The 17,759-nt window shown below is 57.4% G+C and carries 14 protein-coding genes; 5 read left to right on the top strand and 9 right to left on the bottom strand.

All coding sequences use genetic code 11. The annotated features are described in order from the left end of the window. Positions 1-96: 96 nt before the first annotated feature. The 3 genes from HMPREF2894_RS06480 (at position 97) to HMPREF2894_RS06490 (ending at position 5,450) form a co-directional block, all read left to right on the top strand. On the top strand, positions 97-3,159 hold the full coding sequence (locus HMPREF2894_RS06480; protein ID WP_070678378.1) for a DEAD/DEAH box helicase: 3,063 nt from the start codon (positions 97-99) through the stop codon (positions 3,157-3,159). Between the two features lie 243 nt (positions 3,160-3,402). After that, a complete protein-coding gene (locus HMPREF2894_RS06485; RefSeq protein ID WP_049349616.1) occupies positions 3,403-4,581 on the top strand; it encodes an amidohydrolase in 1,179 nt (392 codons plus the stop codon). A 134-nt stretch (positions 4,582-4,715) separates the two neighbouring features. Next, complete coding sequence (locus tag HMPREF2894_RS06490; RefSeq protein ID WP_049341224.1) at positions 4,716-5,450, top strand: polyprenol monophosphomannose synthase; 735 nt, start codon at positions 4,716-4,718, stop codon at positions 5,448-5,450. A gap of 238 nt (positions 5,451-5,688) precedes the next feature. Here the strand turns inward: HMPREF2894_RS06490 and HMPREF2894_RS06495 are convergent, their stop codons facing one another. From HMPREF2894_RS06495 to HMPREF2894_RS06520, 6 genes are all read right to left on the bottom strand, one after another. After that, positions 5,689-6,027: an RNA polymerase-binding protein RbpA gene (locus tag HMPREF2894_RS06495; RefSeq protein WP_005506034.1), complete on the bottom strand. Its 339-nt coding sequence runs from the start codon at positions 6,025-6,027 to the stop codon at positions 5,689-5,691. 189 nt (positions 6,028-6,216) lie between these two features. After that, positions 6,217-7,212, bottom strand: a complete 996-nt coding sequence (locus HMPREF2894_RS06500) for an SPFH domain-containing protein (protein ID WP_049349618.1) — start codon at positions 7,210-7,212, stop codon at positions 6,217-6,219. Between the two features lie 93 nt (positions 7,213-7,305). Further along, complete coding sequence (locus HMPREF2894_RS06505) at positions 7,306-7,755, bottom strand: NfeD family protein (protein WP_049353085.1); 450 nt, start codon at positions 7,753-7,755, stop codon at positions 7,306-7,308. A 542-nt stretch (positions 7,756-8,297) separates the two neighbouring features. Next, a complete protein-coding gene (gene trpD / locus HMPREF2894_RS06510) occupies positions 8,298-9,368 on the bottom strand; it encodes an anthranilate phosphoribosyltransferase (RefSeq protein ID WP_070678380.1) in 1,071 nt (356 codons plus the stop codon). A gap of 113 nt (positions 9,369-9,481) precedes the next feature. Beyond that, complete coding sequence (locus HMPREF2894_RS06515) at positions 9,482-9,835, bottom strand: HesB/IscA family protein (protein WP_049347628.1); 354 nt, start codon at positions 9,833-9,835, stop codon at positions 9,482-9,484. A gap of 288 nt (positions 9,836-10,123) precedes the next feature. Further along, positions 10,124-11,518 (bottom strand): M20/M25/M40 family metallo-hydrolase, encoded by a 1,395-nt coding sequence (locus HMPREF2894_RS06520; protein ID WP_070678383.1) that lies wholly within the window; start codon positions 11,516-11,518, stop codon positions 10,124-10,126. 115 nt (positions 11,519-11,633) lie between these two features. Here HMPREF2894_RS06520 and HMPREF2894_RS06525 point away from each other — a divergent pair, with 115 nt between their 5' ends. Next, positions 11,634-12,263 (top strand): DUF3043 domain-containing protein, encoded by a 630-nt coding sequence (locus tag HMPREF2894_RS06525; protein WP_070678386.1) that lies wholly within the window; start codon positions 11,634-11,636, stop codon positions 12,261-12,263. Between the two features lie 166 nt (positions 12,264-12,429). Here HMPREF2894_RS06525 and HMPREF2894_RS06530 read toward each other — a convergent pair whose 3' ends face one another. After that, the gene (locus HMPREF2894_RS06530; protein ID WP_070678389.1) at positions 12,430-13,083 is read right to left on the bottom strand and encodes a DUF6318 family protein; all 654 of its coding nucleotides are present in this window, start codon (positions 13,081-13,083) and stop codon (positions 12,430-12,432) included. Positions 13,084-13,517: 434 nt separating this feature from the next. Between HMPREF2894_RS06530 and HMPREF2894_RS09050 the strand changes: the two genes are divergently transcribed. Then, entirely contained in the window at positions 13,518-15,488 is a 1,971-nt protein-coding gene (locus HMPREF2894_RS09050) for a hypothetical protein (protein WP_141754533.1), read from the top strand. 233 nt (positions 15,489-15,721) lie between these two features. Here HMPREF2894_RS09050 and HMPREF2894_RS06540 read toward each other — a convergent pair whose 3' ends face one another. Both HMPREF2894_RS06540 and HMPREF2894_RS06545 read right to left on the bottom strand, forming a co-directional pair. Continuing rightward, a complete protein-coding gene (locus HMPREF2894_RS06540; protein WP_070600156.1) occupies positions 15,722-16,810 on the bottom strand; it encodes a quinone-dependent dihydroorotate dehydrogenase in 1,089 nt (362 codons plus the stop codon). 69 nt (positions 16,811-16,879) lie between these two features. Continuing rightward, positions 16,880-17,671, bottom strand: a complete 792-nt coding sequence (locus tag HMPREF2894_RS06545; RefSeq protein WP_070678395.1) for an isoprenyl transferase — start codon at positions 17,669-17,671, stop codon at positions 16,880-16,882. Between the last annotated feature and the right edge of the window lie 88 nt (positions 17,672-17,759).

The following is a 17,759-nucleotide window of genomic DNA, read 5'->3' on the forward strand; positions in this document are numbered from 1 at the left end:
CGCCGATGCGCTCGCTGTTCGCCCGTACCGGATTAGTGCCCATGCAGGATGCTTTCGGAAGGTGGGCGGTGGGCGAGCGGTTACACTGGACATACTATGAGCAAGCACCACGCACAGTCCGACGCACACACTTCTACCGCTTCTAACGAGCAGACCGGCACCGACTACGCTGCCGCCTACGCCGCATCCCGAGAGCGCGCCGCATACGCGAAGACCGCCCTGGGGGCTTTTGAGGCGTCCCTTGATTTTCCGCTGGATGATTTTCAGCGTCAGGCGTGTGCCGCTGTGGAGGCGGACCGCTCCGTCCTCGTTGCCGCGCCTACTGGTGCCGGTAAGACCATTGTGGGTGAGTTCGGTATCTACCTGGCGTTGCGCCGCGGCATGAAGGCGTTCTACACGACCCCCATTAAGGCGCTGAGCAACCAGAAGTACCACGACTTTGTGCGCGCGTACGGTGAGGATTACGTGGGTCTGCTCACCGGCGATACGAGCATTAACACGGAAGCACCCGTGGTCGTGATGACCACCGAGGTGCTACGCAACATGCTCTACGCCAACTCGACCACGCTGACCGGCCTGGGCTATGTGGTCATGGATGAGGTGCACTACCTGGCGGACCGTTTCCGTGGCGCGGTGTGGGAAGAGGCGATTATTCACCTTCCCGAGCATGTGAACGTCATTTCCCTGTCGGCTACGGTGTCGAACGTTGAGGAGTTCGGCGCGTGGCTGGATACGGTGCGCGGCGGCACGGACATTATCGTTTCCGAGCACCGCCCGGTGCCCCTGTGGCAGCACATGATGGTCGGTCACCGCGTGGTGGACCTGTTCGTACCCGAAGACAACTCCGCGCAGGGCAAAAACCACACCCAGGGCAAGAACCAGGAGCCGGAGGAGAAGCTCTCCCGCAAGCAGGCGAAGAAGGCACAGAAAGCTAAGCAGCGTGGCGCAACCGTGGAGGCGGGCGCCAACCCACTGCTTGCCGGTCTGCGTCTGAACCCGCAGCTGAAGGCGTTACGCCCCGGCTTCCGTTCCGCGCCGGGCCGTGGACGCTACGGCGGCAAGCGTGAGCGTTTCCGTCACCGCCGTGAAGGCTGGCTCAATGAGACGTTCAGCAGCGGCGAGCGCGGCCGCTCGAACCGTCGTGACCGTTTCAGCAACGATCGTTTCAGTAACGACCGGGACTTTGATGCGCGCGGTGAGCAGAAGCCTCTGCGCCCGCAGCGCATTACCCGCCCGGAGATGGTGCGCGCCCTCGACAAACAGGGCCTGCTGCCCGCAATCTGCTTTATCTTCTCCCGTGCCGGTTGCGACGGCGCGGTCAGCCACTGCGTATCCGCCGATATTACGCTGACCACCCCCGAACAGCAGCAGACCATCCGCGCCTACATTGCGGAAGCGACCGCTCACCTGGACACCCGCGACCTGAACACCCTCGGCTACTACGAATGGCGTGACGGCCTGATTCGCGGTATCGCCGCGCACCACGCCGGCCTACTACCCCTATTCAAGGAGGTCGTCGAAACCCTCTTCGCCCAGGGCCTGATTAAGCTGGTCTTCGCCACCGAAACCCTCGCGCTGGGCATCAACATGCCCGCCCGCACCGTCATCCTGGAAAAGCTCACCAAGTACAACGGCGAATCCCACGTGGACATCACCCCCGGCGAGTACACCCAGCTGACCGGACGCGCAGGCCGCCGCGGCATCGACATCGAAGGCCACGCCGTCGTCATGTGGCGCCCCGGCATGTCCCCGGAGCACGTGGCGACCCTCGCCTCAACCCGCACCTACCCGCTGAACTCCTCATTCCGCCCCACCTACAACATGGCGGCAAACCTCATCGCCTCCTACGGCGCCGAACGCACCCGCAAAATCCTGGAATCCTCCTTCGCACAGTTCCAAGCAGACAAGTCGGTCGTCGGCGTCGCCTCCCGCGTACGCAAAAACGAAAACGCCCTAGAAGGCTACCGCGAAGCAATGGCATGCCACCTGGGCGACTTCACCGAATACGTCCAGCTCAGCCGCCACATCGCCGAACTGGAAAAGAAAGCGTCCAAGAGCAACGAACGCCACGCCCGCGCGCAGGCACACCACAGCATCCAGCAGCTACTACCCGGCGACATCATCTACATTCCGCACGGCCGCTCCCGCGGCTACGCAGTCGTCATCACCCGCTCCGACTCGCACGCCGACCCGCGCATCGGCATCCTTACCGAGGACGCACACCAGCGCACCGCCTCAACCCGCGACTTCGAAGGCGCCGTCGAACCGGTCTCACGCATCAAAATCCCCAAGCGACTGAGCCTCAAAACCCCCAAGGAACGCCGCGACACCGCAAGCCGCATGCGTCAGGCGCTCTACGACGGCCGCGCCCCGCGTGCGCTCGCACAGCAGAACATCCCTGCACGCCAAAACAGCATCGACGCGCAGCTGGAGGCTCTGCAGGCTCAGCTGCGTAACCACCCGTGCCACGGCTGCTCCGACCGTGCAAACCACATGCGTTGGGCTGAACGCTGGCAGAAGCTCAACTCTGAAACCGAAGGGTTGCGCCGTCAGATTGCCCGCCGCACCAACACGATCGCTCAGGTCTTCAACCGCATTGCGCGTCTGCTGGAGAGCTACGGCTACGTCGAACGCACCGAGGATAACGAACTATCGCTAACCACCGGCGGACAGGCTCTACGCCGCATCTACGGCGAGCGTGACCTACTGACCGCCCTGTGCCTGGACGCGCACTTCCTCGACGGACTGGAACCCGCCGCCATCGCGGCAACCGTTGCCGCGCTGACCTACCAGGGCAAGCGCGACGCGGTGGAATACCTGGCTCACTACCCGCACCCGTCCCTGCGCGCACCCATCGCGACGATTACGCAGCGCCTCGCCGACCTGAACGCAGCCGAGGAACAGTTCAAGGTCAACCCGACCCCCGCATGCGACTTCGGCCTGGTTGAACCCATGTACGCCTGGGCGAACGGCGCGCACCTCGCAAAGGCAATCGAGGACACCGGCCTTGCCGCCGGCGACTTCGTACGTTGGGCAAAGCAGGTACTGGACGCCCTGGACCAAATCGCGCACATCCGCTCACTGGACCCGGTCATTCGAGCCCGCTGTGAAGAAGCGATTGAGGCGGTACGCCGCGGCGTAGTCGCCCTGGACGTCTAGCCCGCGCCTTAGCTACACCGTACATAGTGCTACACCGCGCCCGACCAGTTCGGGCCACCACCCCCGCTACTGTGCATTGTTCTACATCATCTAAGTTCCGCCTCATCTAAGGACGAACGAACTATCGCAGGCAGCGGGGGTGCTTCTATACTCAAATGAGACGCTCAGCTAAGCTACGCGAGCACAATTGAAGTGCCCGCCCTCGTGTGCGCCTCGGCGCGCCTCAAAGGTGAAAGGAATCTAATGTCTACCCGTATTTTCGTAGATGGTAGCGTGTACAGCCCCGTCGACCCGTACGCAACCGCAATGCTCGTCGAAGACGGCTTCGTCCGCTGGGTTGGTTCCGACTCCGGGGCGCGTTCAATTGCCGACGAATCAGCCACCATCACCGAACTTGACGGCGCCCTACTAACCCCCGCCTTCGCGCGCGCACTGGCACCGGTAGCAGGCAAAGAAGCACCCGAAATCCTCGACTACCTGCAGGCATACCGCGCAGCCGGCTACCACACGCACACCCTACTCGCCGGCATGGAAGACGTCCCCGACCTCGTCTCCACACTCAGCTACTACAGCGCCGAACACGGCACACCCGACATCCGTCTCATCCTCAACGCCACCGGCATTGAGACCGACGAACTGATCAGCGCCATCAAAGCACTACGCCCCCTCACCGAAGGCGAACGCGCCATCAAGGGCCTGCAACTGGTCGGCATCTCTGTCACACCCGAAGAGGCACCCGCAGCAGCACAGGTAGCCGAAGACGCCGCACTCCTGCTCTCCATCGACGCATCCACCGGCTTCACCACCGCAGCCGATGCCGCACTCGCCGTACGCGAAAACCGCCCCTGGCTGCCCATCCGCCTCGACGCAGCAATCAGCACCCCGCAAGACCCCATCACCGACGAATACCTCACCAAACTGGCAGAAGCACGCATCAACCTCGGCCTCAGCGTCTGCGAACCCGAAGAAGACGAAGCCAACAACGACACCGTCCAGGCACTCCTCGCACACGCCGGGGGAGAAGCACGTGAATCTGTGGCATCCGTCGCACGCCGCGCAAACGCAGCCGGCACCTCCATCGCCCTCGGCTCCGACGCCAAACTCTACGCACCCGGCGCCTGGTCCCTCATCCGCGAACTCGTCAACGACGAACACGGCATCTCCGCACGCAGCGCCTTCGCCGCCCTCACCCGCGGCGTCTACCGCCTAGCACACGAAGAAAACCCCTTCACCGGCCAGCTAACCCCCGACACCCCCGCATACGTAGCACAGTGGCGCGTCGAAGCCCTCATGGTCCAGGCACCCGACTCCCGCGTAGCATCGTGGAGCACCGACCCCCGCGCTCGCATTCCGTTGCTTCCGGCGCTGGAGGAGGATTCGACTCTGCCCATTCTGGAATCTATTTACACTGAAAGTAACTAATTTTTTAGCTTGTCAACACCTTTTTAGGCAGTTTAGGAGCAGTGGAGGCCGCCAATGGTTCAGTTGCTCAAATATTTACCCGGTATACTGGATACCTACACTGCCTGTTTTATATGCACCTGTGAGGGAGTAATATGCGCGTTCTAACTGTCATCCCGACGTATAACGAGAAGGAGAACCTGCCCATCGTGGTAGAGCGTCTTCGCAAGGCAGCTCCCGAGGTGGATATTCTCGTGGTGGATGATAACAGCCCCGACGGTACCGGTCAGATTGCTGATGAGCTGTCGGCTAAGGATTCCCAGATTCACGTTCTGCACCGCACCGTTAAGGACGGTCTGGGTGGCGCATACCTCGCTGGCTTCGATTGGGGCCTTGAGGCAGGCTACGACGTTCTGATTGAGATGGACGCTGACTGCTCGCACCAGCCTGAGCAGCTTCCTTCTCTGGTTCGTGCTGTGGAGGCGGGCGCTGACCTGGCTATTGGTTCGCGTTACGTTCCCGGCGGCAAGACCAAGAACTGGCCGGCTCACCGCCAGATTCTCTCTCGCGGTGCTAACCTGTACACCCGCCTGATTCTGGGCACCTCCATTAAGGACATTACCGCTGGTTTCCGTGCGTACCGTCGTGACGCTCTGCAGCGCCTGAACCTTGAGGGCATCGACTCGAAGGGCTACGTGTTCCAGGTTGATCTGGCGTGGCGTTCTGAGCAGGCTGGCCTGAAGATTGTTGAGGTTCCGATTACCTTCGTTGAGCGTGAGATTGGCGCTTCGAAGATGGACGGCAACATTATCTTTGACTCCATGTCTAAGGTGACTCGCTGGGGTATGGCTAACCGCATTCAGAAGCTGAAGAAGGCTCTGGGCAAGTAAGCCCGGTAGCTTTTTGCGCAGACGCTTCTCGCGCCTGAGCTTTAAACGAAAGACCGGGGCGGATACATAACGTATCCGCCCCGGTCTTTTTATGCTGTCTGTAGCGCTCTTTCCTGGCTCATGTACCGACGGAACCAGCGCCAAAACAAGAAGCCCGCTAAGAGCACGAGTGGTGCTTAGCGGGCCCTTCTTACAGCGCGGGCTTCTACAGCGTTTCTACGGCGCCTCTACGGCGCTTTTAGAGCGCGTAGTGCTTGCGGTAGTATTCTAGGCGGTCTTCCAGAGTCTTTTCCAGCTCTTCGATGCTGCGGCGTTCCATGAGCATATCCCAGTGGGTACGTGCGGGCTTCTCTTCTTCGGCGTCTGCGGTGGAGTCGCCGTTGACGAGGTATGCTTCCTTGCCGGACTTTGCGGTCCATACCGAGGGGATTTCTGCTTCTGCCGCGAAGGTCACGAAAACGCGGTCACCGTCAGCGGTACGGTATTCGACGCGCTGGCGGGGCGCGGGCTGTACGTTCGATTCGGTTTCCATCGACTGGGAACCCAGGCGCATACCGCGCAGGCTACGATCGCTCATTTTTCCTCCAGTGTCGTCGGGTGCGCTCTTTGGCGCTTTAGGCATAACGTTGGGCGGGGGAGAGCTATTCCCTCGAACGTTTACAAAACATCCATTATATCGGTAATAGTCTCCGCCCGCCCAGCGTGGTGGTATTTATTCGGCGTGATTTTTGGTGATTCACGCCTTTTTATGCGTTAGATTTCGCGTTTAGCCGTTGATGCCGTAGCTTCCGGGTGCCTGCGGTGCGCTCTTGGGCGCCTGCGCTGCGGGATTCTTCGGTGCGTCTGCCAGGTCGGATGCGGGCAGGGTGCCGAATGCGTTGCCGAGGCCTCGCAGTGCATCGCCGAGTTCAGTCGGGATGAACCAGAGCTTGTTGGCGTCGCCTTCGGCGAGCTTGGGCAGGGTCTGCAGGTACTGGTAGGTGAGCAGCTGCTGGCTGGGGTTGGATTCGTGGATTGCTGCGAAGACCTTCTGCACGGCTTCTGCTTCACCGTTTGCACGCAGGATTGCGGACTGTGCGTCACCTTCTGCGCGAAGGATCTGTGCCTGCTTTTCACCCTCCGCACGAAGGATGGCTGCGCGGGATTCACCTTCTGCGGTCAGAATGTCGGACTGCTTCTGGCCTTCTGCGGTGAGGATTGCGGCGCGGCGGTCACGCTCTGCACGCATCTGCTTCTCCATGGAGTCCTGAATGGACACCGGGGGCTGGATTTCCTTGATGTCCACGCGGGAGACGCGCAGGCCCCAGCGGCCGGTGGTGGAGTCGAGTACGCCTCGCAGCTCGGCGTTGATCTGGTCGCGGGAGGTGAGGGTCTGCTCCAAGTTCAGGCCACCAACGACGTTACGCAGGGTTGCGCTGGTCAGCTCGTCTACGGCGCGAATGTAGTTGGTGATTTCGTAGGTTGCAGAACGCGGGTCGGTGACCTGGAAGTACACGACGGTGTCGATGCCGACCACGAGGTTATCTTCGGTGATCACGGACTGCGAGGGGAAGGAAACGACCTGTTCACGCAGGTCGATGAGGGGCAGCACGCGGTCAACTACGGGGATGACGATGTGCAGGCCGGGGTTGAGAACGGCGTGGAACTTGCCCAGTCGTTCGACGATGCCGGCTCGTCCCTGCGGGATGACGCGCACGGTCTTTGCGAGCATCGTCAGCACGAAGAGGATGAGTAGGACCGTCAGAATAAGGCTGATAGGCATTGTTTCTCCTTATCGGTGAGTTATATGGTGTGTTTTTGGAATATCTGAATTGGCTTTGGAGCCGGTATTCAGATGGGTCTTAGTTTGTTGGTCTTAGTCGTGGGGGAGAGGCTCTACGATTGCGGTAGCACCCTCAATGGCTCGTACCCTCGCGTGTGATCCTACTACGAGTGTTCCGGAGGCGGTGCGCGCCGTCCAGGTGTCGCCAGCTAGTACCACCAAACCGGTTTCACTAGTCACATCTTGAGTGACGCGCACCTCAGCACCAATGAGCGCTTCGGCATTAGTAACAGCGCCGGTAGCTGATTTATTGAGCTTTTTCAGCAGCGGCGGGCGCAGACCAAGGACCAGAATCAGGCAGATCACCACGAAAATAACGGTTCGAATCAGCATGTTATCCACGAAGGGTGATATTGCTGCAGTGATGCCTGCACTGATCGCCAGCATGAGAAAGAACAGGTCGAGGCTGAGCATTTCTATGACGGCGAAAACGAGGGCGAGTGCAACCCAGAGTGTCCAGGGTGTCTCAAAGAGCCAATCCACGAGTTTTCTCCTTTGGTGTACATCAACCGGCGTGGTTGATGTTGGATCTGCACACGAGGCGACGGCACCTTCGTGATGCGGGGTATATCCATTATTTCAGGTGGATTGAGTGCTGGCGACAGTTCTGGTGACCGAGTGAGGTTAATACATGAACTGTTAAGACTTTATTTAGATACGGGGAATCTTGAGTTCATTCTAGACCTCCCTAAAAAGCCGATAATATACATTATGTAAAGTAGACCTATTTTCACTACCCCACCGGATGCTCACCGGTGCTTTCTACGCTCAGGCTGGCACGGGTCAAACCATGCTCCTCATAATGCGACCGCGCTGTTCCATCCGCGGTTCTGAACTCCGCTATTCTGAGCTCCACGCGCCTCGCGTCTTCCTCGGCACTCAGCCGCACGCTCACATGCCCTGAACCTTCGGGCTCCTCAACGCATCCCGTTAAACGACAAACACCCGAGACGAGCTCACACCATTCGGTGCGCCCCATCTCGGGTGCCTATCATCAGCTACTGCGCTTCTTTATTCTGGGCTTCTTATTCTGCGTGCTTGGAGCTGAACTCTACCCAGGCGTTGAGCACACGCTCCGCTGCACCGGATGCAATGGATTCGCGTGCATCGGCCAAAGCCTGAGTGAAACGGGTCTCAAAGCTCTCCCCGTTGGTCGGGCGGTATGCCACCAGGCCTGCGGCTGCGTTGATGAGCACAGCGTCGTGAATTGCGCGTAGCGGGCTCTTCGGGGCTTCGCCCTCCCCCGCCAAAATTGCACGGAAAACGCCCGCGTTGTACTCGGCGTCGCCGCCTCGCAGCTGCTCCAGCGGTGCGTTCTGCAGACCATACTCGGTCGGGTCAAAACGGTATTCGGTCAGCTCGCCGTCTACAGCCTCCCACAGGTGGCTCGTGGTCGCGATGGTCAGCTCATCCAGGCCGTCATCACCGCGGAAAATCAGGGCGTGGTCGCCGCGCTCTGCGAAAACGTGAGCCATCTTCTCAGCCATGACCGGGTTAGCAACGCCGATAGCCGAGGACTTCACGCGAGCCGGGTTCGTCATGGGGCCCAGGTAGTTGAACGCGGTCGGAATGCCCAGCAGGCGGCGGGTCGGGCCCACGTGGCGCATTGCCGGGTGGAAAGTCATCGCAAATAGGAACGTGATGCCGGTCTCGCGAGCGCATTCGGCGACTGCGGGAATGGGCATGTCGAGGCGGATTCCAAGGGCTTCAAGGACGTCTGCGGAGCCGGATTTGGAGGTGGAGGCGCGGTTGCCGTGTTTGACGACGGTGGCGCCGGTGCCTGCGATGACGAGGGCCGCCATGGTGGAGATGTTGACGGTGTTTTGCTGGTCGCCGCCGGTGCCGACGATGTCTACGGCGTGGGGGTCGATGTCGACGGTTTCGGCTTTGGCAATCATGCCGGCTGCGAGTGCGCCGAGTTCTTCGGGGGTTTCGCCTTTGGAGTGGAGGGCGGTGAGGAAGGATGCGAGGATCGGCTGTTCGGTTTGGCCGGTCATGATGTGGTCCATTGCCCAGGCGACTTCGGTGTCGGTGAGGTTTTGGTGTTTGACGAGCTGGTTGAGGATGTATTTCCAGGTGATTTCGTGCGTAGTCATGTGTTAAGTGTAAAACCCCCGCCGCGTATCTGCATGGTTGGGTGCAGTATGCGAGACGGAGGTTTGTTAGGCGTGTTGCACCGTGGGGTGCTTAGCGCTGGGGTGCCTTCGGTTTAGTGGAAGGAGTCACCGCATGCGCAGGAGCCTGCTGCGTTGGGGTTGTCGATGGAGAAGCCCTGCTTTTCGATGGTGTCTTCGAAGTCGATGGTGGAGCCGTCGAGGTAGGGTGCGCTCATCTTGTCGACGATGACTTCTACGCCGTCGAAGTCGCGGACTGCGTCGCCGTCGAGGACGCGCTCGTCGAAGTAGAGCTGGTAGATGAGGCCGGAGCAGCCGCCGGGCTGGACGGCGATGCGCAGGCGCAGGTCGGTGCGGCCTTCCTGTTCGAGGAGGGTGCGGACCTTGGTCTGTGCTACTTCGGTGAGGTTGACGCCGTGGGTCGGCAGTTCGGTGGTGGTTTCACTCATTGGTGTTGTCCTTTTGTTTGGTTGGTTGCCCGTGTGCGCCGCGTGTGGGTGCGTGTGGGCGTTTTAGCCTTCACGATACGCGCCCGAGTGTTTGTTGTACAACCTAGGGTGTGCATAGTTCGCCGGGGGCGTGAGTGTTGGTGTGGAGGCTTGACATGTAATTCTGCTTCTAGGATACCGAAAAAGTGGGGGTTGGGGTTTGTGACCCTTCTCCCCCACTTTTTTGCCTCCACTTCCCTACCCAGTGTTTTGCGAGCGCGTTTGCGCCGCTATTTCTGATGAGCGCGTTTAGCGAGCGCCAAGTGCGCTCAGAAGCAGCGCTTCCGCGAGGATTGCGTTCTTGAAGTCCGGGATGTAGAGGGACTCGTTGGCGCTGTGTGCGCGGGTGTCGGGGTCTTCTACGCCGGTGACGAGGATCTGTGCCTGCGGGAAGAGGTTCTTCAGGTCGGAGATGAACGGGATGGAGCCGCCCATGCCGGTCTGTACGGGTTCTACGTCCCAGGCGGCGCGCATTGCGTCGAGGGCAGTTTGTGCGCCGTCTGCGTCGACTTCGGTGGCGAAGGGCATGCCGGAGTCGACGGCGGTGTAGTTCGCCTGGGCGCCGTGGGGTGCGTGTGCCTTGATGTGTTCGGCGAGTGCGCGGTGTGCGTTTTCGGGGTTGTCGCCGGGTGCTAGGCGGGTGCTGATGCGTGCGCGGGATACGACGGCGAGGGTGTTGGAGGAGGTTGCGATGGAGGGGATGTCCATGCCGATGACGGAGATTGCCGGCTGGGTCCACAGGCGGGAGGCAACACTACCGGTGCCTGCCAGGGGTACGGTGTCGAGGATGCCGGAGTCGTTGCGAAAGTCTGCTTCGGCGTATTCGAGTTCGGGTTCAGGGGCGCGGTGCAGGCCTTCGACGGCTACGGCGCCGGTGGCGTCGTGCAGGGTGGCGAGTAGCTGCGCCATGAGGGTGTGTGCGTCGAGCATGGGGCCGCCGAACATGCCGGAGTGGATGGCGTGGCTGCCGACGCGTACTTCGATGTCGCCGGATGCGACGCCGCGCAGGCTGATGGTCAGTGCGGGTACGCCGGCACGCCAGTTGGCGGAGTCTGCGACCACGATGTAGTCGGCGGACAGTTCCTCACGGTAGGTGTTGAGGAAGGAGACGAAGGAGGGTGAGCCTGCCTCTTCTTCGCCTTCGATGAAGAGCTTCACGCCGAGCTTGAAGTCCTCGCCGAGAGTTTCGTTGAGGGCTGCGAGCGCGGCGAGGTGCACGAGGATGCCTGCCTTGTCGTCTGCTGCGCCGCGGCCGTAGAGGCGGTCGCCCTTGCGGGTTGCGACGAAGGGTTCGGTCTCCCACAGGTCGAGGTTGCCGGCGGGCTGTACGTCGTGGTGGGCGTAGAGCAGGATGGTCGGGTAGCCTTCTGCGGCGGGTCGGGAGGCGATGACGGCGGGCATGCCCTGCTTTTCGGTGCCGTCTGCGGTGGTGTAGGTGGCGCGTTCGATGCGTACGTTGTCGAAGCCTGCCTTGGTTGCGAGCGCGGCGACTGCCTCGGCGCTGCGGTCTACCTGGGTGAGGTCGTGCGATTCCCAAGCGATGGAGGGGATGGCAACGAGCTCGGTGAGGGTCTGCAGGGTTGCTTCGAAGTTTTTGGTGACGGCGTCGCGGAGGGCGCTGTGGTGGGTGAATTCAGTAGTCATGTTTCTACCTTACCCCTACCTTACCCGCCGCCGCCGGGTGGTTGGGGTTGTTTCAGTTGCTGGTGTGGGCTTGTGGGGGCGGGTTTGGTGTGTGCCGTTCGGGTATGATGGGAGGGTGTTTGGTCGTAAGAAAGAGAAGGCTGAAGCGGAAGCTGTTCAGCCGCAGGTTGTAGAGGAGCCTCAGGCTCCGGTTAATCCGAAGTTCACCCCGAAGAAGGGCCGTCCTACCCCTTCGCGTAAGGAGCAGCAGGCGGCTCGTCGTCAGCCTCTGGTTGTTAGTGACCGTAAGGAGGCGAAGGCGCGTGAACGTGAGGCGATGGCGAAGGCTCGTGAGCGTCAGAATGATGCGTTGATGGGTGGCGATCAGCGTTACCTGCCTGCCGTGGATCGTGGTGCGCAGCGCCGTTATATCCGTGATTATGTGGATGCGCGCCGTAACCTTGGCGATTTTATGTTGGCTGTGCTGCTGGTTCTGCTTATTGGTGGCTGGATTGCTCAGGGTGTGTCGGGTACGTCTAGCGTTGGTGCAACGGTTTATTACGGTTCCGTGTACGCAATGTATGCGCTGATGATTCTGTGGGTTGTTGACTACTTTATTTTGTGGCGTAGCCTGAAGAAGAAGCTGATTGCGAAGTTCGGCGAGGTTCAGCGTGGTTCTGGCATGTATGCGTTTAACCGTGTGATGATGATTCGTCGTATGCGCCGCCCGGTTCCGATGGTGAAGTACGGCGAGTACCCGCACTAAGTCGTTTGTGCCCTGCGGTGTGGCTCCCTAGTGGCTCTGTGGGGGTTGTGCTTGTTGGGTGTGGGGAGAGGTCCTGAAGGTTCAAGGCCTCTCCCCTATTTTTGTGCCCGCTAATTCTTACCCTCTTACGCGTGGACGTATATGTCGTGGTTATACGCCGGTACGGTTAGGCTTCGATTCGGGAGTAGAGGATCTGCCACCTGCCGTCGCGGTGTTCGAGGGCGAATGTGTAGATTTCTTCTTCCTTGTCGCTGCTCCAGGTTTCTTGGCGGCCGTCGGGTTCTACCTCGGTGTGTTTGTCCCATTCGTGGTTGGTTTTCAGGTAGTAGGTTTGGCCGTCGTCGCTCCAGGGTATGCCTTCGGGTTCGAAGTGTTCGATGCCGTCGATGACCCATCCGCCGCGCTGGTAGAGCGCTTCTATTTCCTTGTAGATTTTGAGTTCTCCGTCGTTTGATGAGGAGAGGAATTCGCGGGCTTTGCTGTAGTCGCCGGTTTGGACGCCGTAGTTGACCCATTGGTTCCAGGCGTCCATGGTTTTGAGGAGGCCGTCGGGGGTCTTGTCGCGGTATCCGTTTTCGGGAGCGTTGGGTTTGGGGACGTTCTGGGCGGGGCCTTTGGCGTCTGCTTTTCGGTATTCGCCGCTACCTGCGTTGTTGCCGGCGCTACTGCTTGAGCTGCTGTTAGTGGCTGTGCCGGAGGCTGTGGATCCGTCTCCTGCAGTTGTGATGTCGTGTGGCACGCAGGCGGCGAGTAGGGTGCTGAGGCTGATGAGTGTGCCTCCGGTCAGCATTGAGCGGCGGTTCAGCATGTTCGGGTTCATGGTTGGTCCTCCACATCGTTGTAGTGCACATCGCTGTAGTGCATGGTCTCCCGTTTATCTCCATTATGCGCGAGCGCGCACTGGGAACCTGTCATTGCTCCTACCCTCTGGGAGTGTGGCGGTCTATCTTGCGGAGAGATTATGAGGGTTTCACTTTGGTTGTTGCTTCAATCAGCCAACGCTCACCGTTATGACGCAACTTAAAATCCCACATATTGTCATTCTTGTCATCGTTCTCTCGACTCTCCCAACTACCATCAGGCTGAACATAAATCGAATACGTCCAATCATGATAACTATTGGAAGACTTTATTGAGAGTAATGTATGATTTTATCAGTACAACATATGCATACATAAACAATTAAACACTGCAATGTTGCAACATAATTTTTAGTTCAAACCACACGATACACACGAAAGGACAACAAACAAGATGAAACTCTACAAAGAAATACTTTTGAACACAGATTCATATTCCAATCCATTCAAATTACCCGATGGGCTAATTAAAAACATTTTCCAACTAATATCCGAGTACTCTACTCCAATAATAATATTATGTGCCATCGGCATACTTGTATCATTCTGTTCTCTATTTTCAAATAAATATTCATTTCTAGATAAATCTTTCGGCACTAGCAGTTATTCGATTGCATGGATTTCAGTTTTTACTGTTCTAGCGGCTTTTTGCCTATCTGTTTCATTTGAGGACCTGGGGTTCACTATATTTAAGACAATCGTTCCAACCACGGCTGGATTTACAGCACTTGCACTCTTAGCTCAAAACGACCAAAAAAACAGAAGGGAATCTTATGAGCGCCACAAAGAATATGTAAGGGACAATATATCAAATCGAAGAGATAGATATTCAGAAGCCATTGAAAAAATAGCCGACGGAGGAAAAGTTAAAACCCTGGCAGGACTACGTCAGTTAAATTCTTTGGCAATTGAGTGGTCAGAAGATAAGTCGATTAGCACATTTGATAAAAATAATGAATTAAACAATATTGCAATTGAAATATCTGATGTTTTCCGCAAAGACACAAGGACTAAAAACCCTAGCCCCTCTCTTCTTGCAATCAATGCATTAGTAACTGCAAACAAATTGCGAGGCTACTATAGCCCAACAGAACTAGATACTGTCTCCCGGCTAGTATCCCGAATTCTATGGAAAATAATAGACGAACGCCTCTCCTCCCAGGAAAACGAAAATGAGAAAATCTCTTTTCTTGAAAAACCTGCCAGCTGGATCATACCTAAAGAAGTTGCCAGCAGATTCCTGATTAATTCAATATATATACAGATATATAATTTTGATACCGATACATACAACTTTGATTTCAGTGGATCAAAAATAAATACCCCAATAGATTTCTCGGGTTTTCAAGGTGTGGATTTTTCTTCAACTGAATTCCACAAAAATTTCACTATCAAGCCGATTCTTTACCATAAACATGATTCATACATGATTAATAATAGTTTTTCAAGGGCAAAATTTAAGGAACTTGTAGAGTTTCGCCTAACCAAGTTCTTATCAATTTCGGATTTACCTCTATTTAATGAAACAGAATTTAATAAATCAGTTAAAATCATAGCTTGCGTATTTATAAACAAAATACAGTACACTCTCCTTGTATTTCAAAAAACTCATTTTCTGGCGTCCGAAAAAAGTGTTTGCATCAATGGATCATTGTTCTACCCCTCTGTCCGATTTTCAGATTGCACCATAAATAACGGATTGTTTAATAATAACTATTTTCTCTCAGGGCTGTCATTCAAAGACACAAGTTTCAAAGAAATCGAATTGCATTCCACTGTAGTCAACGGTTTATCTATTGAGGAAATTAAAGATTCAGGAAACAGTGCAAAGGTTCCCAAGATAATAATTGAAGATTCACTTGTAAGAAATTTTTGCACGATTAAGGGAAATGTTGAATCAGCAAATATTGAAGTTAAAAAATCACATTTTAAAGGGCAAGTGAAGTTTGGTGATTCCAAAATGCCTCATCATTATCAACATGATATAAATATCTCAGGGTCTTTATTCAAGGACCTAGAAATCGTTTCTAATACACAGGTCTCATTAAAAGATGTATCAGTGAATAGCTTAAAAATATCTTCAAGCTCCAAAGGTATTCAGGAAATAGCTTTGAAAAACATTCACAGAGAAACACTCTTCGGGAATTACAGGGCTTCGGAAATAATAATAGATGGTTCTAGGGGCATAAGGAATCTAACTCTCGAAGATATAAAGACAAAAATTCTCCGCATTAAAAATATAGACATAGGACTGATTAAGAACTTAAAATTATGCAATATTGAGTGCGAAGAACTTGATATCGATTATCTGAATAATCAAGAGATAGAAGAAATTAAAAACAGAGCAAAAATTTCATGCCCTTAAAATAACTAGGGGTTGAAATATTTTCAGACATATATGTATATGCGGTAGATATACAAATGTTCTTTAGCAACATAAATTTCTGATAATACACATCAACATCAGATAGGTTATACACACAAAAGGGGGCACCGCCTCCACCCCAACGGGTAGAGAACGGTGCCCCCTTTCAGCATGCAGAGTCAACACGCCAAGTCAGCGCGCCGGGAAGCATAACGCTCCCGCCTGCAAACCTTTTAGCGGCGAGCGCGGCGCAGCTTCACCAGGCCACGGTTAATGTGTGCCGCCCAGAGCGGACCCTCATACAGGAACGCGGTGTAGCCCTGCACCAGGTCGGCGCCAGCGTCCAGGCGCTCCTGCACATCCTCGGCGGTGGTCACGCCACCAACGGAGATGATGGCGAGGTCGTCGCCGATTTCGCGCTTGAGCAGTCGCAGCACCTCCAGGGAGCGCGGCTTCAGCGGCGCACCGGAGAGGCCGCCAGCACCGATTTCCTTGACCTTGGTCATGTCGCTGGTCAGGCCCAGGCCGTCGCGGGCAATGGTGGTGTTGGTGGCGATGATGCCGTCCAGCTTCAGCTCCTTAGCCAGGGCTGCCACCTCGATCACGTCCTCATCGACCAGGTCCGGCGCGATCTTCACGGTCAGGGGCACGTGGCGGTTGGGGCTGACGCGGTCTGCCTCTTCACGCACGGCGGCAAGCAGCGGGCGCAACGACTCGATAGCCTGCAGGGTACGCAGACCCGGAGTGTTCGGGGAAGAAACGTTGACGACCAGGTAGTCTGCCTGCGGTGCCAGGGTGCGGGTAGAAATCAGATAGTCCTCGATAGCGTTCTCGAGCTCAACGACCTTGGTCTTGCCGATGTTCACGCCGATGACGGGGCGTACGGCGCCGCGGTATTCGGTTTCGAGGTCTGCGCGGGCGGCGGCAACGCGCGGGCCTGCCGCTGCGGCACCGTCGTTGTTGAAGCCCATACGGTTGATGACCGCCTTATCTTCCACAAGGCGGAAGAGGCGCGGCTGCGGGTTGCCGGGCTGCGCCTGACCGGTGATGGTGCCAATCTCGACGTGGCCGAAGCCGATACCAGCCAGCGCGGCAATGCCCTTACCGCCCTTGTCGAAGCCTGCAGCCAGGCCGAACGGCGAGGGGAAAGTAATGCCCATGACGGTGGTTGCCAGTTCGGGGGCGGGCTGGAAGTACTTGCGCAGCGCGCGGGTGATGCCGACGTTGCGCAGGGTCTGAACGCCCCAGAATCCGACGTGGTGTGCCTTCTCGGGGTCCATGCCCTTGAAGAAGATGTTGAAGAAGGTCGGGTAGATGCGCATTTGTTCTCCCTAGTGTTGGAGGGTGTGGGTGGTTTATGGGGCTATGAGCCGGGACTGTATGCCGGGCTGCTACTTGTCGTTGGCGACGGCGTCGACAGCGCCACCGTAGCGGCGGTCGCGGCGCGCGTACTCTCCGACAGCTTCCCAGAGGGTGCGGCGGTCAACGTCGGGCCAGAGCACGTTCATGAAAATCATCTCGGCGTAGGCGCTCTGCCACAGCAGGAAGTTCGAGATGCGCTGCTCACCGGAGGAACGCAGGAACAGGTCAACGTCCGGCAGGTCGGGCTCGTCCAGGTACTTCTGGATGGTCTTTTCGGTAATGTTGCCGGGCTTGATCTTGCCCGCCACGGCGTCTGCTGCGATAGCTGCCGCCGCGTCAGCGATTTCTGCGCGGCCGCCGTAGTTCACGCACATGGTGAGGGTGCAGACGGTGTTGTCGATGGTTTCGCGCTCGCAGTGTTCGAGCTCTTCGATGACGTTTTTCCACAGCTTGGGTCGGCGGCCAGCCCAGCGGATGCGCACACCCCAGGTTTTGAGGGTTGCCAGCTGACGCTGCAGCACCTCGGTGGAGAAACGCATGATGAACGCGACTTCGCTGGGTGAGCGCTTCCAGTTTTCGGTGGAGAACGCGTAGGCGGTCACGTACGGGATACCCATTTCGATAGCGCCCGCAACAACGTCCAGCAGTGCCGCCTCGCCGGCGCGGTGGCCCTCGGTGCGGGGCAGGCCGCGTTCGTTTGCCCAGCGTCCGTTACCGTCCATGACGACGGCGACGTGCTGCGGAATGAACTTCTTCGGGATCGGCGGCGGGGTTGCCCCGGTGGGGTGTGCGGGCGGGGGTACGGGCTGGGTGCGTGCCATGTGTGCCTTTCTTCCCTGGCGGGTTCTCCCCCGGGGTCGTTTGCCTAGATATGCGCCAGATATAAACCTGGCGTGCTGTTAGCTATTT

The sequence above is a fragment of the Rothia sp. HMSC066G02 genome (assembly GCF_001813145.1).
In the GTDB taxonomy this organism is placed as follows: Bacteria; Actinomycetota; Actinomycetes; order Actinomycetales; family Micrococcaceae; genus Rothia.